This is a genomic window from Comamonas sp. HJ-2 (genome assembly GCF_053615495.1).
On sequence record NZ_JBSIFD010000009.1, the window covers coordinates 1 to 15171 of the forward strand.

A 15171-nucleotide genomic window follows, 5' to 3' on the forward strand; every position below is an offset into this window, starting at 1 on the left:
GCTAGGGTTAATGCGTGGGTCAGATTGAGATGGAAAAACCGGGGGCTAGTGGGTCACTTCTGGGTGGAAATCAACACCTCGCACATCAGATTCACCGGCCAGGCCCCTCGGTGTTTCGCAACGAAGCCGAACTTCACATCGACTCCTTGGCGAAGAAGGCCGCGGCTTTTTTCAGGATGTCGCGCTCCATCTTGAGCTTGGCAACCTCCTTGCGCAGCCGCTCTATCTCGGCCTGCTCGGACTTCATCACACCCTTGCCGGGGAACGCCTGCTGCGAGTCTGCCGTCAGCTCGCGCATCCATGCCCTCAGCCGCGTCTCGTGCACATCTAGGTCGCGCGCAGCTTGCGCCACTGCAACGCCTCGCTCGGTCACCAGCTTGACCGCTTCAACCTTGAATTCCCGGCTGAACTGCCGTCTCGTCCCCATAAACCACCTCCAGTTTCATCTTCCACCTTAACAAGGTGTCTTTGAAACCGGCAGCAGCCCATAAAGCGGTACTTCACTCGGGCTCCCTGGCCAAGTACCGCACGGCTTTTTTAAGATGTCTCACTCTTCTTCGATCCGCCGCATCTGACTGCGCAAACGCAAGATCTCGCTCTTGGCTTCGAGCAATTCTTGGGAGTGCTGCTCGCTCCTGTCTGGGGATACGGCCTTGAGCCATTTATACAAGCTATGTGTAGACACCCCTAAACGGACTGCAACTTCAGTCACCGAGAGCCCCTTCTCCGTGACTTGCTTGACCGCCTCTTCCTTGAATTCTGGCGTAAACCTCTGTGCGCTCATGGACTGCCTCCCCTGGTCAAAAGATAGACTAGGGATGTCTACCTACCTAGGGGTAGTCCAGTTGATTCAGATATCAATTCAGCTTGTAACCGCGATTTATTACCTTGCAACCAGTTCATCCACATGATTCGATAGGCAGCTTCAACTTCTTTGGTTCGAGCCGCATAATCCATGTAGGGCGATTTTTTCATCATCCCTCTGACCTGTAATCGATGCAGCCTCAAGCGCTCTGGATCATTCATGAGCCGCAGCGCCGTGTCCACGTAGTCATCTTCATCTTGCGCAATCTCTCCAGTAATTCCCACTGAGCGCAATATGCCTGCTGTGCAAGCATCTACTCCACGCACAGCATCCATCGTCACTATGGGAAGCCCCATCCACAGCGCATGCAAAGTCGTAGTCCCCCCTGAAATAGGGGCTGTATCCAATTGAATATCGGCAATATGACCCAACTCCATAAACCGATCTAGTTGTTGCTGATGCAAAACCGAAACTCGATCTATAGGAAGACCAGCCGCCACAACCCGAGGCTGCATATGCTCTTGTGCAGCGGTCGACTCCAGTTCTTTGACCATGATGATGAGTTGCGCATCCGGGCGAGCCTGAAGAATGCGAGCCCAAACCAATAGCATAGCATCCGTAATTTTGGCTGAGCTATTTAGCGAAATCAGTGTGGGATAGCCATTGCGTAGCATTGGTGGCTCTTCAAGCAAAGGGGCATAGCTTGGAGGAGTGTAAGTAGCCACACAATTAAGCTGAAACAAAGACTCGGAATAGTAAGGCGCATGACTTGGAGGAGCCGTCATTGCGTCCGCCATCCTGTAGTCCATGGCCTTCATGCCCAAGGTATTCATATAGCCAAGCCAAGTAACTTGGACGGGGGCCGCCCTATGGCTAAAAACGGTCAGTCGATGCCCTTGTGTAAAACCGGAAAGATCAACAAGAACATCGATCGCATCACAACGAATTTGACCAAGCACTTGCTCATCAGTCAAATTTTCTATTTCATGCCAATAAGGAACAAGGCTTTGCAAATCAGCGGTAAATGCATCCTTGAGAGCTGAGTTGGAGTATACATGCACCTCCACCGCTGCGGGGTCATGATAAGCAAGAATGGGTCGCATGAAAAAAGCGACAGAATGCTGACGAAAGTCCGCTGTGACATAACCGATCTTGAGCTTGCGGAGCGGGTCACGATTATGTCCCAGAAATGGCTTGGCGCGACGGGTCAGTGGATCGGAAAATCGGCGCCCCCAATCACGAGCAGTCTCCAATGTATTGAATGGGTCCTTATTGCTGTGAGCATGAATATAGGCGCGCATCTGCCAATGCGCGCCTATATTCTTGTTTTTTCGGCAAGCATCATCAATAAGAGCACAAGCTTGTTGCTTGCGGCCTATGCTAAAAAGAGCCAAAGATAGCAGACGCTCTGCATCAGGCATGTTGGGCTCAATTTCCAAAGTAGCTTGCAGAGCATCAATGGCCTTTGGCCACAAGGTCAGGCGCGTGTATACATAACCTATGTAAAGCCAAAGAATGGCATTTTTTGCATAACTCAGGTCTTTGGCCGCGAGATCGCTCAAGGCACCCAACGCTTCCAGAAACTGAGCATGATCAATCATGGTTCGGATAGAAATGAATTCTTTGCTATGAACGCTCAGAACAGGAAGGTCGGATGTGTAAGGCAAATGAGACATGTTGGCAAACTGATCTGCAGTGATACCAGGATTCTGCCGTGCCCTAGGCGATAGCAGCTACGGATAACAAGGGGAAAGGGCGCGCATCTCCAACCACCTCCTCACGACAAGCTGAGATAGCCCCCTAAATCTCCGGACACGGTCCATCGTTTATCTTTGAGATAGGCATAGGACTGTGCGTATGACTAGGCATACAGAGACGATTGAGGTCATCACCCGAGACCAGCGCAGGCGGCGCTGGTCGGCTGCCGAGAAGGCTGCCTTGGTTCGCAAGACGTATGAACCGGGCATGAGCGTCTCGCTCGTGGCCCGCCAGGAGGGCGTGTCGGCGAGCTTGCTATTCACTTGGCGGCGATTGGATCGCGAAGGCGCACTGGTGGCCGTGAGCGCCGGCGAAGCGGTTGTGCCGGCTTCGGAGCTGGCCGCAGCTCGCGCCGAGATCGCCAAGCTGCAACGTGTGCTGGGCAAAAAGACCTTGGAGAACGAGATCCTCAAGGAAGCCGTGGAGCTTGGCGCAGCAAAAAAGTGGATTGCGCGCTCGCCCTTGTTGCCTGGGGACGACCGATGAAGTCGGTCTGCTCGGTGCTGGGCGTGGCGCGCTCGAATCTGCATGTGCGGCATCACCGCTCTGCCCAATGGCAGGACAGCCGCAGAGGCCGCACTTCGGTCCAGGATGAGCTCTTGCTGGCTGACCTGCGGCGCCACATTGCCGAGTTGCCCAGCTATGGCTATCGCCGCGCCGGTGCGCTGCTCAATCGAGAGCGACGTTCGCAAGGTCAACAGGTGCTGAACCACAAGCGCATCTACCGGGTCATGGCGCAGCATCGACTGCTGTTGCCCAAGGCGCCCAAGCGACGGCATTCGAGCCGTATTCACGATGGCCAGGTCAGTGTGCCGATGAGCAACATGCGCTGGTGCTCTGACGGCTTTGAGATCAAGTGCGATTCGGGCGAGACGGTCACAGCCACCTTCGCCAAGGACTGCTGCGACCGGGAGATCCTGGCCTGGCGAGCTTGGGAGGGCAAGGGACTTGCGGGAGAGCCTGTGCGCGACATGCTGGTGGAAGCCGTGGAGCGGCGCTTTGGCACGGTTGAAGCCGTGCCCCTGGAGCGTGAATTGGAGTTCCTCACCGACAACGGTAGCGCCTACATCGCGCACGAGACGCGTGGCATTGCTAGATCGCTGGGCCTGAAGCCGATCAACGTGTGTAGCCCGCAGAGCAACGGCATGGCCGGGAGCTTCGTCAACACCTTCAAGCGCGACTACATGAGCCGTATGGACCTGCGTGACGCGCCAACGGTGCTGGCGCAATTGCCGGGGGCGTTCGAGCACTTCAACAAAATCCACCCGCATTCGAGTTTGAGGATGATATCGCCCAGGGAGTTCCGACGACGGCAGAATCACCCCGCCCATCAGGGCTAGCTTAGCGACTGGACGGTGTCCGGAACTACGGGGGCAAGATCAAAGCTGCTCATGAAAATTTCTTCTAAAGTTTGCTTCTCGAGCTCCGATATCCCAAACAACAGGGAACAAAAGCCCTGTACCACTAAGGTCCACACGTTCTCAGAGCTGGTGCTTGACTTGCGTGGAATGGGGTAACTGCCCAACTTGCTTTCTTTATGCAAGTGGTGGCAAATTTTTGAATTGACCAAGAGGAGCTATCGCCATGGGCATGACCATCAACACCAACCTGCAGTCGCTCAACGCACAACGCAACCTGAGCACTTCCCAGACTTCGCTGGCGAACTCCATGCAGCGCCTGTCTTCCGGCTTGCGCCTGAATAGTGCGAAAGATGATGCAGCCGGCCTGGCCATCTCTGAACGCATGGGTGCCCAAGTACGTGGCATGAATGTGGCGATTCGCAATGCCAACGATGGAATCTCGCTGGCGCAAACGGCTGAAGGCGCGCTGGGTAAGATTGGCGAGAATCTGCAGCGCATGCGTGAACTCGCTGTACAAGCCGCAAACGATACCAATGGCTCTGCTGACCGTACTTCGATGGACAAAGAGTTCAAGGCACTGGCTGCAGAAAATGAGCGTGTGATCAAAAACACCAAATTTAACAATCAAGAGCTGCTGACGGGCTCGGGTGGTGCCAGCGGTAGTTTTGGATTCCAGATTGGAGCCAATACGGCTGCGGACAATCAAATCTCGCTGACCACTACCAATATGGCAACGGAGTTGGGATCAGTGGTACAAGGAACGGCTTCTACTGCAACACTGGGAAGCACCGCTTCGTCGGCCTTGGCAGCAGTGACAGCTTTGGATACGGCCCTTGACAAAGTCAATGGTCAACGTGCTGAATTCGGTGCAGTCCAAAACCGTTTTGATGCGGTCATTGCCAACTTGCAAGTAGCTTCCGAAAACACTTCTGCTGCACGCTCACGAATTACAGATGCCGACTTTGCTCAGGAAACAGCAAACCTGAGTCGCTCCCAAATTCTGCAACAGGCAGGCACAGCCATGGTGGCTCAGGCCAACCAACTGCCTCAAGGTGTACTGTCCTTGCTGCGCTAATTTGACTTGCCACGGCACAGACTAGATTCGCCGACCATTCATAGAGCCTTGGGCAATGCCCAAGGCTTTTTTTATTAGTGGACCAACGAGACAATGGAAATAAAGGCTGATCCCGGCTTTTATTGAAGCTTTAGCGTCCAGAGAGTTTCCGCACAATCAAAGCATCAGATAGGCAAAGCTGGAGGTCTGGCGTGCTGTCTGACGTTCAGTGGGCCCACGCCCAGAACTGTTGGCCATTCTTCAAGCCGAACAAGGAGCTCTGCCCATGGCATCTGTCATCAATACCAATCTTGCCTCGCTGAATGCTCAGCGCAACCTCAATACATCGCAAGCCTCGCTGTCAACCACCATGCAACGACTCTCGTCAGGCCTGCGCGTCAACAGCGCCAAGGACGACGCCGCAGGTCTCGCGATTGCCGAGCGCATGAACGCACAGGTGCGCGGTATGAATGTAGCCATGCGGAATGCCAATGACGGCATTTCCATGGCACAAACCGCAGAGGGCGCTTTGAGCAAAATTGGCGACAACCTGCAACGCATGCGTGAGTTGGCTGTTCAAGCTGCGAATGACACCAATGGCTCGACTGATAGAGACTCACTGAATAAGGAATACCAGCAATTGGCGCAGGAGATTGCTCGTGTCACGACCAGTACCAAATTCAATGGCCGCCCGCTACTCAACAATAGTGCTGCGACTGTTTTTCAAGTTGGCGCGAATACAGGTGCAGACAACCAGATCACGATTCCTGCTTCGGACATGACAACGGCACCGCCTAGTGGACTGGGTGTGGTTGCTGGCGCCTCAGGTGCCCCTGACTCCCTGGGAGGGGCGTTGGGAACATTAGCAACTGCTGGTGCAGGCACAGCCACCGAAGCCAAAGCATCGATGACTGCAATTGATTCGGCCCTGGATCTGGTCAACGATACTCGTGCTACCTATGGTGCCGCACAGAATCGTTTTGAGGCCGTCATTTCCAATCTTCAAGTCGCATCAGAAAATACAGCCGCAGCGCGCTCGCGCATCATGGATGCGGACTTTGCCGCAGAAACCGCGAACCTGAGTCGTACACAGATCCTGCAGCAAGCAGGTACTGCCATGGTGGCGCAGGCCAATCAGCTGCCCCAATCGGTGCTCAAACTGATTCAGTGATTATTAGCAGAGGAAAGCGCAGGCTCTCAAGGTGGCGCAATATCTGCCGACAAAGAGTAGGCATGATGGAATCGTCTCGCGTCTTGCCGCCGGTTGCAAATGATGCATGATTTGTGTAATTTGGCCGGGCTGCTTGAGGCTAGGACAACTAGGAGGAACTTGCCATGGGACTGACAGCAGCTGGCATCGGTAGCGGTTTGGATGTTGAATCGCTGATCTCGCAGATGGTGACCCTGCAAAAGTCGCCCCTGAAGGCCTTGCAGGCAAGTGCCTCGTCGCTGGATACCAAGATATCCGCATATGGCAAGCTGAAATCCTTGATGTCCACGCTCTCGGATGCGGCCACCAATCTGGCCAAGAAAGAGACCTGGAAGACCACCACGGCGGCTTCCTCGAATGCGGCCGTGACCGTTGCGGTCACCGATGCCAATGCCTTGGCGGGAACCTCTGAAGTCACGGTGGAAGCCCTGGCCAGAGGGCATTCGCAGGCCTCCGGTTTGATGGCGGCAGATGCCAAGTTTGGTGGCTCGCTGGAGCTGAAAATCGGCGGTAATACCGTTCCTCCTATCACCATCCAGCCAGGCTCTTCGATGGGCGATGTGGTTGCAGCCATCAACGAAAAAAATACCGGCGTGGTCGCATCCGTCATGACGGATGCCGATGGACAACAGCGTCTGGTCTTGCGCTCCAAGGATACCGGGGCAAATGCCAAGTTCACCTTGACCGCGACGGGCGATACCAACTTGATGAAGTTGGATAGCAGCGATGGAAAAACCGTGAAGCAGGACGCTCAGAATGCAAGGATCGTCGTCAATGGCATCTCGGTGGAATCGGCCACCAATGAATTCAAGAACACCTTGCCGGGTTTGAACATCACGGTTTCGCAGCTCACCACGGCTGCGGCCAGCGTGACGGTGAAGACGGACACGGAAGGCCTGAAGAAGAGTTTGCAGACCTTTATGGATGCCTACAACGCGCTCAATGATGCGTTGGTCTCCTCCACCAAATACGATGCGGAATCCAAAGTTGCAGGAACGCTGCAGGGTGACTCCACTGCCGTGAGCATGGCCAACAGCCTGCGCAGCGCCATCGCGGGGACAGTGAGTGGCATTGGTGGCGTGAATCGTTTGTCAGAGCTGGGGATTCAGATTGCCAAGGGGGGCAAACTGTCATTTGGCACCTCAACCACCGACAAGGCCAATCTTGAAAAGGCCTTGAGCAATCCCGAGAGCTTGAGCGCAGTCTTTGCCAGCGCTGGCACCGAGGGACAAGGTGACACCCAGGGCCTGGCGGTTCGCATGCAAGCCCTGACCAAAAGTATGCTGGATTTTGAAGGTACGTTTGACACCAAGACGGCGAGTCTCACGGCTCAGAAAAAGAGCAACACGGATGCTCAGGATCGGGTCAATGATCGGGCCGTGGCTTTTGAGGCCCGCATGCGGGCTCAGTACACGGCACTCGATACCAAGATGGCTAGTTATTCGACCTTGAGTACCTATATGTCGCAGCAGGTCTCACAGTGGAATAAGAGCTAAACGCTTCAGACTTCGGGAATGGTGTCGATAACAGTCCAAGGACACCAAGGAACATTTATGTACACATCGATGAATCGCAGTGCAGCGAACGCTTACCGTCAGGTAGGTGTTCAATCCGTGGCGAACGGCGCATCGCCCCATATGCTGATTCAGTTGCTGTTTGATGCCCTGGAAACCTCGTTGAATGCAGCCAAAGGCGCCATGCAGCGTGGTGATATCGAGGAAAAGGGGCGACAAATAGGCAAGGCGGTGCGGATTCTGGAAGAAGGCCTGAAAGCTTCTCTGAACATGCAACAAGGCGGAGAAGTTGCGCAAAACCTAGCCTCCCTGTACGACTACAGCATTACCCAGATTACTTTGGCCAATTTGCGTAACGACTCCTCTCTGCTGGATGCTGCGCAGGCGGTGATTGCCCCCGTCGCTCAAGGCTGGCGCGAAATGGGTCAAACCATCTAACAAAATATGGAGCACACATTGATCGACTTCTACCGCGCCATTGAGGAAAGCAGCGTCAAGATGCTGCAGGCCGCCCAGGCCAAGGACTGGGACGGTGTTGCGCGCTATGAGGGCACTTGTGCCGTGCTGATCGAGCAGTTGCGCTTTCGCTCGCGAGATGAAAAGCTGGCGCCCGAACTGCGCAAGGAAAAGGCGCGCATCATGCAGCGCATCTTGCGCAACGATGCCCAGATTCGCGTGCTTGCCGAGCCCTGGCTTGCAAGTTTTGAGCATATGTTCGACGGTCAGCCGCATGTGATGCACTGATTGCAAAGCCACTCACTCCAAAGCCCTGCTGCAGCAATGCAACAGGGCTTTTTGCTTGCAGCGACGACAGGTGATCAATCAAGACATCCATGAACCCAATGCCGTAGAACCCACAAGCTATCGATAGCGAAGCACCAGAACGCAGCCAGGCTGCGTCACAAAAGCAAAGCCGCCGCGTGGACAGATGGAATCTGCAGCGCGGCGGCTTCTGTTGTGGTGAACGGCCCGCGCCTGGCGAACCGTTTCAGTGATCAATGCGAGCGCATCTTGGTGCGCAGGCGGGCGATGGCCTGGCTGTGCAGCTGGCAGACCCGCGATTCGGTCACGCCAAGCACGGCGGCGATTTCCTTGAGGTTCATGTCGTGCTCGTAGTACATGCCCATCACATATTGTTCACGCTCCGGCAGGGTCTTGATGGCCTCTACCAACGCAGAGCGCATGCGCTGGTCGCGCAGCAAGGCAAAGGGGTCGGCGCCCGAGTCGGCCACATGCCGCTCCAGATAGTCGTCGCCATCGTCGCCGTCGCCGCCGCCTATGTCCTCGAGATAGACCAGCTGCGTGCCGCGCACCTTGCCCAGCAGGGACTGGTAGTCATCCAGGGCCATGCCCAGCTCGGCCGCGATTTCCGACTCCAGCGGGGGCCGGCCCAGACGCTGCTCCAGGCGGTTGAGCGCCTGCTCGATTTCCTTCTGGCTTTTGCGCGAACTGCGGCTCATCCAGTCGCCTTCGCGCAGTTCGTCGAGCATGGCGCCACGGATGCGCTGGCTGGCGAAAGTGTCGAATTGCACGCCTTGCTCGCTCTCGAAGCGCGACAGCGCTTCGGCCAGACCTATCATGCCGACCTGGATCAAATCATCCAGCTCTACGTTCGGTGGCAGTTTGGCGATCATGTGCAAGGCAATCCGACGCACAAGCGGCACATGCTGACGAATCAGCGCGTCGCGGTCGAGTTGGCCTTTGGCGGTGTACATGGCAGTCAATGGCTCCAGACAAGGGATTCAGGCGCGGCAGCCGCCGTGGGCTGGGCATGCATGGGCAGGATGCAGGCCGTCTTGAGCATGTGCAGCGTGAGCTGATGCAGATCGCTGGCCTGGCGCCAGCGCAGGCGCATGAGCACCGGGGCATCGCCCAGGTGGCGCTGCGAACACTGTAGCAGCGCATTCAGACGCTGCAATCGTGTCTGAGCGTTTTGCTTGGCTGTCTGCGAGCTGCTCTGCTTGCGGCTCCAGTCGTATTTCTGCGGGCCGTCTGCCGTCAGCGGCGCTTCCAGCGCGGCAATCGTGCATTCAACGCCAGCAAACACGGCCAGATGCTTAAGCTGGCGGTAGCTTTCGATCAGGTGCTCGGAATCGGGCGGCACGACCAGCAGCGGCTGCAGGCCCTGACCTTGCAGCATCGGCGTCAAGGTTTCGCTGCTCGCATAGATGATCACGGTGGTGTAGCCCCGCACATAGGCTTGCAGGGCCGTCAGCATGTCCAGCCCCATCTCGTCGGCCGAGGCCTTGAGCTGCTTGAGACCCTGCCGCGCCGGCAGACTGGCCACCGACTGGGCGTCGCCGACGCTTGCGCGCAGTCCCGCCTGGGCCTGCCAGGCATGCTGCGCCAGCAGTTGGGCCAGACCTGGCGTGTGAAAGGATTCGGCCTGGCTGCCATCAAGCACCAGCACCTTCTGGCCCAGGCGCTGCAGCTGGGCGCACAGCGGCCAGAGCACTGCCTGCTCGGCAGCGGCACCTGACGCACTGTGCAGCACGGCCAGCACGCGCAAGCCGGCGGTGCTGGCATCGCTCATATGCAGAGCCATGCCCTGATGCAGGGGCGAGCGACGCTCAAGCATGGGCAGCCTCTGCGCCGCTGGCGGACGAAGGGGTAAAGAAGAAGTCCAGATCCAGCGACTGAGGATCAAAGGCCGACTTTGCAGCCGAGCGCATGGAGGCCGAGACCAGCAACTGCGCATTGGCGCGCTCGAAGTCTTCAGGCACGCGCTGGCCATTGGTCACGCCGCACAGCTGGATCTGATGGCGAATCAGCGTATCCACCGAGGGGCCTACCTTCACGGCTTCATCGACCTTGGTGAGGATGGCATGCTGCGAGCCGCGCGCCTTGAAGGCCTGCATGACATCGTCCTGCGCATCGCCCTGAGCGGCTGCATTGACGGCCAGCAACTGCTGAACGCCGTCAATGGCCAGCACATCCATGATCTCATCCTTGCGCGGATCACGCGGGGCCACGCCGGTCGTGTCGATCAGCACCATCTTCTTGCTTTGCAGCAGGCCCAGCAGGTCCTGCAACGCTGCCTTGTCATGGGCCTGATGGGCCACCATGCCCAGCATGCGGGCATAGGTGCGCAGCTGGTCATGACCACCGATGCGGTAGGTATCCAGCGTGATCAGGCCCACGGATGCGGGACCGTGCTTGGCCGCACACAGCGCCGCCAGCTTGGCCGTGGTCGTGGTCTTGCCCACACCGGTCGAGCCGACCAGGGCAAACACTCCGCCTTGCTCATAGATGGCTGGCTGGGCAGCATCGGTGCGCAGATTGCGCTCCAGCACCTGCATCAGCCAGCGCACGGCGTCGCCAGCGGAGAGCGTCTCGGGCAGCTTCTCGATCAGCGCACGTGCAAGTGCGGGCGAGTATCCGGCACGGATGAGCTTGTGCATCAGGCTGGACTGGATCGGGTTCTGACGCGTCTGGCCCAGCCAGGTCAGCGTGTTGAAGCGCTCCTCGATCAGATCCTTCATGGACTGCATCTCCTGCATGAAGTTCTGAGGCGCAGCGACGGCTGCGGGCCTGGCGCTTTCCTTGAGCTGAATCTTCTCGGGGCGCAGAGGATTGTGGCGGACCACCGCGGCGCTGGCCGACTGAGACTTGGCTGCCATGGCGGGGCGCTCGTTATTGCGCTCCTGCACGCGCTGGGCAAAAGTAGGCAGAGCTTCGCTGCTGTCAAGCGTCGACTCATGGCGACGGCGCAGCATGCGTTCGCGCACATAGTCCTGGAAGGTCAGCGTGCTCATGGACAGCTGTTCCACATCGTCCTGCACGGAATGCCGGGCCAGTTCATTGATGGCCTTGACCGGCTTGGCCTGGACCTGCATCTCGCGGGCCTGCTCTTCCTTAGCCGTCTGGCGCGCCTGCACATGCTCCAGCGTACTCATGGCTTCACCGCCCTGGCTGCGCCTGGCAGCAGCGGGAGCCAGAGGCGAATGCTCCTTGCGCAGGCTGCTCATACCTTCGTCGCTGGCGCGGCGCTCCAGTGCCTTTTGCAGGGGTGAACCGGTCTGCATGCCGGCATCCATGTCCTGCAGGGTCTCTTCGGCCGTGGCCATGACTTCCACTCCGTCCGGCGTCTGGCGATTGGAAAGAATCAGGGTGCCGTCGCCAAAAACCATGCGCGCCTTGGCCAGGGCCTCGCGGGCGGTCGGGGCGTAAAAGCGTTTGATATTCATGCGGTTGCACCTTTAAGAATCGGGCCGATGCGGATGGTGTGCGTCTCGGGAATCTCGCTGTGCGCGAGCACCTGCAGACGCGGCGCCACACGACGCAGCAGCTTGGCAAGAGAGTTGCGGATCGCGTCCGGCACCAGCAGGCAGGCGGGCAGGCCCAGCTCTTCCTGTTGGTTGGCCACATCGACCGCTTTTTGTGTGAGGATTTCAGCCACGCCGGGGTCCAGCGATGGCGCATTGGGGTTCGACAGTGCCTGCACCAGCAGACGCTCCAGGCCGGGCTCGATGGCAATCACATTGAGCTCGCGGGTCGGACCGTAGATCTGCTGCACGATGGCAGGCGACAGTGCAATGCGCACGCGACGCGCCAGCTCCACCGGGTCTGCCGTCTGCGTGGCGTTTTCGGCCAGCGTCTCGATGATGGTGCGGATATCACGAATGTGCACAGAGTCCTCCAGCAGCAGCTGGAGCACTTTCTGGAACGTTGTGATGGGCACCATTTTCGGGATGACTTCTTCGATGAGTTTGGGGGCCAGCTTGGCCACATGGTCAACGAGCTGCTGCGTCTCGGTACGAGACAACAGCTTGGCCGCGTGCACTTGCATCAAGTGTGACAAATGCGTCGCCATCACGGTTTCCGAATCAACGACGGTAAAACCGGCCATTTGTGCCGCTTCCTTTTGCCGTTCGTCGATCCAGTGCGCGGGCAGACCAAAGGCCGGATCGGTCGTGGCCGTGCCGATCAGCGGCGTGGTGATGCCGCCGGGGTTGATGGCCAGGAACATGCCGGGGAAGGCTTCACCCTCGCCCACCATGACGCCGCGTAGCGTCATGCGATAGGCGCTGGGCTTGAGCTCCAGGTTGTCGCGCACATGCACGGCCGGCGGCAGAAAGCCGACCTCCTGCGCGAACTTGCGGCGCACGCCCTTGATACGCGTCAGCAGGTCGCCCTGGCGGCTCTTGTCCACCAGCGCGATCAGGCGATAGCCCAGTTCCAGACCCAGCAAGTCCACGGGCTGCAGATCGTCCCAGGTCGCTTCGCCATCATTTTGCGCAGCCTGCTGCTGGGGCGCCGGGGCACTGCTTTGGGCGGCCAGACGGGCTTTTTCCCTCTTGTCCAGCACCCAGGCACCCCAGCCCAGCAAGGCCCCCATGCTGATGAACACCAGATGCGGCATGCCGGGAATCAGACCCAGCAAGATCATCACGCCGGCAGTGATGCCCAGCACCTTGGGCGACATGAACAGCTGCTGCACGATCTGGCGGCCCATATCGGATTCCTTGCCCACGCGCGAGATCACCATGGCCGAGGCCACCGAGATCAGCAGGCCTGGAATCTGCGCCACCAGCGCGTCACCCACGGCCAGCAGGATGTAGCTGTCGGCCGCCTGACCCGCGGACAGGCCGTGCTGGGCCATGCCGATGATCAAGCCGCCGATGACGTTGATCACCAGGATCAAAATGCCGGCAATCGCATCGCCACGCACAAACTTGCTGGCACCGTCCATGGAACCGAAGAAATTGGCTTCCTCGCCCACTTCGGCACGGCGGCGCTTGGCCTCCTTCTCGTCGATCAGACCGGCATTCAGATCGGCATCCACGGCCATCTGCTTGCCGGGCATTGCGTCCAGCGTGAAGCGGGCCGAGACTTCGGCAATGCGCTCGGCACCCTTGGTAATCACCACGAAGTTGATGACCACCAGAATGCTGAACACGATCAGACCCACGGCAAAGTTGCCGCCGATCAGGAAGTGACCGAAGGCCTCGATCACCGCGCCCGCGGCGCCGGGGCCGGTGTGGCCCTCCATCAGCACCACGCGCGTCGATGCCACGTTGAGCGACAGACGCATCAGCGTGGTCAGCAGCAGCACCGAAGGGAAGGCCGCGAAGTCCAGCGGCTTGATCATGTAGGCCGCCACCATCATCACCATCAGCGCCACGGCAATGTTGAGGGTGAAGAAGGTGTCCAGCAGCCAGGGCGGCACGGGCAACACCATCAGACCCAGAATGGCCACCACCAGAATGGGAGCAGTCATCCCTTGCAGGGCACCGGCGTTGGAGCCAGACCACTTCTGGAACAGTTGCAGAGGATTCGACGACATCACAGATTACCTTCTTGCTGCCCAGCAGCATCGACCGCCGCAGGCTGGGTGCGGCCACGGTGCGGATCCAGCTCCACGGGCACGGGGGGCTCGCCCAGGGCATCGGGCATGGGACCCTGGCCGCTCAGTGCAGCCTTGAGACGATAGACATAGGCCAGCACCTGGGCCACAGCGGTGTAGAGCGCGGCAGGAATGGCCTGATCCAGATCTGCATGCGCATAGAGTGCACGCGCCAGCATGGGCGACTCCAGCACCGGTATCTGGTGCGCACCCGCGATTTCGCGAATCTTGAGCGCCACCAGATCCGTGCCCTTGGCAATCACCTGGGGAGCAGCCATAGAGGCGTCGTCATAGCGCAGCGCCACGGCATAGTGGGTGGGATTGGTGACTACAAAGTCGGCTTTCGGCACGGCCGAGACGCTGGCACGGTCGGCAATCTCGCGCTGCTTCTGGCGGATCTTGCCCTTGAGCTGCGGATTGCCTTCGGACTCCTTGTGCTCCTGCTTGACCTCCTCATGACTCATCTTGAGGCGCGACTTGAAGAGAAAGTCCTGCAGCGGCACGTCGATCAAGGCAACCAGCAGCACCACGATCAGCAGCAAGGTGATGCCCGTGGTCAGCCAGGAGCCGACCATGGCAAGCGCCATGGGCGATGGCTGGGCCGAAACCGACGCAATCTCGGCAATATTGGCACTCATGTACTTCCAGGCTACAAAGCCCAGCACGATGGTCATGAACACCATCTTGACCACCGTGGTCAGTTGCTGCTTGGAAAACAGATTCTTGAGACCCGACAAGGGGTTGAGCTTGCCAAAGCGCGGTTGAATGGGCTTGAAGCTGAAGATCCAGCCGCCGGCAGCCACGCCGGACAGCACCGAGGCCGTGGTGGTCACCAAAGCAAAGATCACGGCAATGCCCAGACCCAGCACCAGCATGGACTGAAAGCGCTCCAGCATCAGCGCCGGAGTCTTGGCCGCCGCAGCGTTGAACACCAGTTGCCGGGCCATGGCCTCGCGCAGATGATTGATCATGGGCTGCGTGCCCATCAGCATCAGCAATGCGCCCGTACCCAGAATGGCCAGATGCGACAGATCGCGCGAGCGCGCACCCTGGCCGTCTTCACGCGTCTTCTGCAGCTTGCGTTCGGTGGCGGGCAGGTTTTTGTCTTGGGATTCGGACATGG

The 15171-nt window shown here is 58.5% G+C and carries 12 protein-coding genes and 2 pseudogenes; 6 read left to right on the plus strand and 8 right to left on the minus strand.

Annotation, left to right across the window (positions count from 1 at the left end):
• Window positions 1–71: 71 nt before the first annotated feature.
• The 3 genes and pseudogenes from ACWGXF_RS08010 to ACWGXF_RS08020 all read right to left on the minus strand — a co-directional run.
• Window positions 72–427: pseudogene (locus ACWGXF_RS08010) on the minus strand (transposase); the annotation flags it as partial.
• Between the two features lie 59 nt (window positions 428–486).
• Window positions 487–784: pseudogene (locus ACWGXF_RS08015) on the minus strand (transposase); the annotation flags it as partial.
• A 38-nt stretch (window positions 785–822) separates the two neighbouring features.
• Window positions 823–2481: an O-linked N-acetylglucosamine transferase, SPINDLY family protein gene (locus tag ACWGXF_RS08020; RefSeq protein ID WP_256629670.1), complete on the minus strand. Its 1659-nt coding sequence runs from the start codon at window positions 2479–2481 to the stop codon at window positions 823–825.
• A 181-nt stretch (window positions 2482–2662) separates the two neighbouring features.
• Here ACWGXF_RS08020 and ACWGXF_RS08025 point away from each other — a divergent pair.
• The 6 genes from ACWGXF_RS08025 (at window position 2663) to ACWGXF_RS08050 (ending at window position 8446) form a co-directional block, all read left to right on the plus strand.
• A protein-coding gene (locus ACWGXF_RS08025) for an IS3 family transposase (protein WP_370466507.1) occupies window positions 2663–3903 on the plus strand; the annotation gives its coding sequence in 2 pieces (ribosomal slippage) (window positions 2663–2996 and window positions 2996–3903; 1242 coding nt in all).
• A 244-nt stretch (window positions 3904–4147) separates the two neighbouring features.
• Window positions 4148–4999, plus strand: a complete 852-nt coding sequence (locus ACWGXF_RS08030) for a flagellin N-terminal helical domain-containing protein (RefSeq protein ID WP_256629668.1) — start codon at window positions 4148–4150, stop codon at window positions 4997–4999.
• A gap of 265 nt (window positions 5000–5264) precedes the next feature.
• Window positions 5265–6149, plus strand: coding sequence for a flagellin domain-containing protein (locus tag ACWGXF_RS08035; protein ID WP_256629667.1), 885 nt, complete (start codon window positions 5265–5267; stop codon window positions 6147–6149).
• Window positions 6150–6313: 164 nt separating this feature from the next.
• A complete protein-coding gene (fliD, locus tag ACWGXF_RS08040) occupies window positions 6314–7684 on the plus strand; it encodes a flagellar filament capping protein FliD (protein ID WP_256629666.1) in 1371 nt (456 codons plus the stop codon).
• 57 nt (window positions 7685–7741) lie between these two features.
• The gene (gene fliS / locus ACWGXF_RS08045; protein ID WP_256629665.1) at window positions 7742–8140 is read left to right on the plus strand and encodes a flagellar export chaperone FliS; all 399 of its coding nucleotides are present in this window, start codon (window positions 7742–7744) and stop codon (window positions 8138–8140) included.
• Between the two features lie 6 nt (window positions 8141–8146).
• Window positions 8147–8446 carry a flagellar protein FliT gene (locus tag ACWGXF_RS08050; RefSeq protein WP_256629664.1) on the plus strand — a complete coding sequence of 100 codons (300 nt, stop codon included), beginning with the start codon at window positions 8147–8149 and terminating at the stop codon, window positions 8444–8446.
• A gap of 251 nt (window positions 8447–8697) precedes the next feature.
• On the opposite strand, the gene ACWGXF_RS08055 is transcribed toward ACWGXF_RS08050, so the two are convergent.
• From ACWGXF_RS08055 to flhB, 5 genes are read right to left on the minus strand one after another with little or no spacing between them, the layout of a single operon-like run.
• On the minus strand, window positions 8698–9417 hold the full coding sequence (locus ACWGXF_RS08055; RefSeq protein WP_012836859.1) for an RNA polymerase sigma factor FliA: 720 nt from the start codon (window positions 9415–9417) through the stop codon (window positions 8698–8700).
• A 5-nt stretch (window positions 9418–9422) separates the two neighbouring features.
• Entirely contained in the window at window positions 9423–10280 is an 858-nt protein-coding gene (locus ACWGXF_RS08060) for a hypothetical protein (protein ID WP_012836858.1), read from the minus strand.
• The gene (gene flhF, locus ACWGXF_RS08065) at window positions 10273–11889 is read right to left on the minus strand and encodes a flagellar biosynthesis protein FlhF (RefSeq protein ID WP_256629662.1); all 1617 of its coding nucleotides are present in this window, start codon (window positions 11887–11889) and stop codon (window positions 10273–10275) included. Before flhF ends, ACWGXF_RS08060 begins: the two co-directional genes overlap by 8 nt.
• A complete protein-coding gene (gene flhA / locus ACWGXF_RS08070) occupies window positions 11886–13988 on the minus strand; it encodes a flagellar biosynthesis protein FlhA (protein WP_034378020.1) in 2103 nt (700 codons plus the stop codon). Before flhA ends, flhF begins: the two co-directional genes overlap by 4 nt.
• Entirely contained in the window at window positions 13988–15169 is a 1182-nt protein-coding gene (gene flhB / locus ACWGXF_RS08075) for a flagellar biosynthesis protein FlhB (protein WP_256629661.1), read from the minus strand. Before flhB ends, flhA begins: the two co-directional genes overlap by 1 nt.
• Window positions 15170–15171 lie beyond the last annotated feature (2 nt).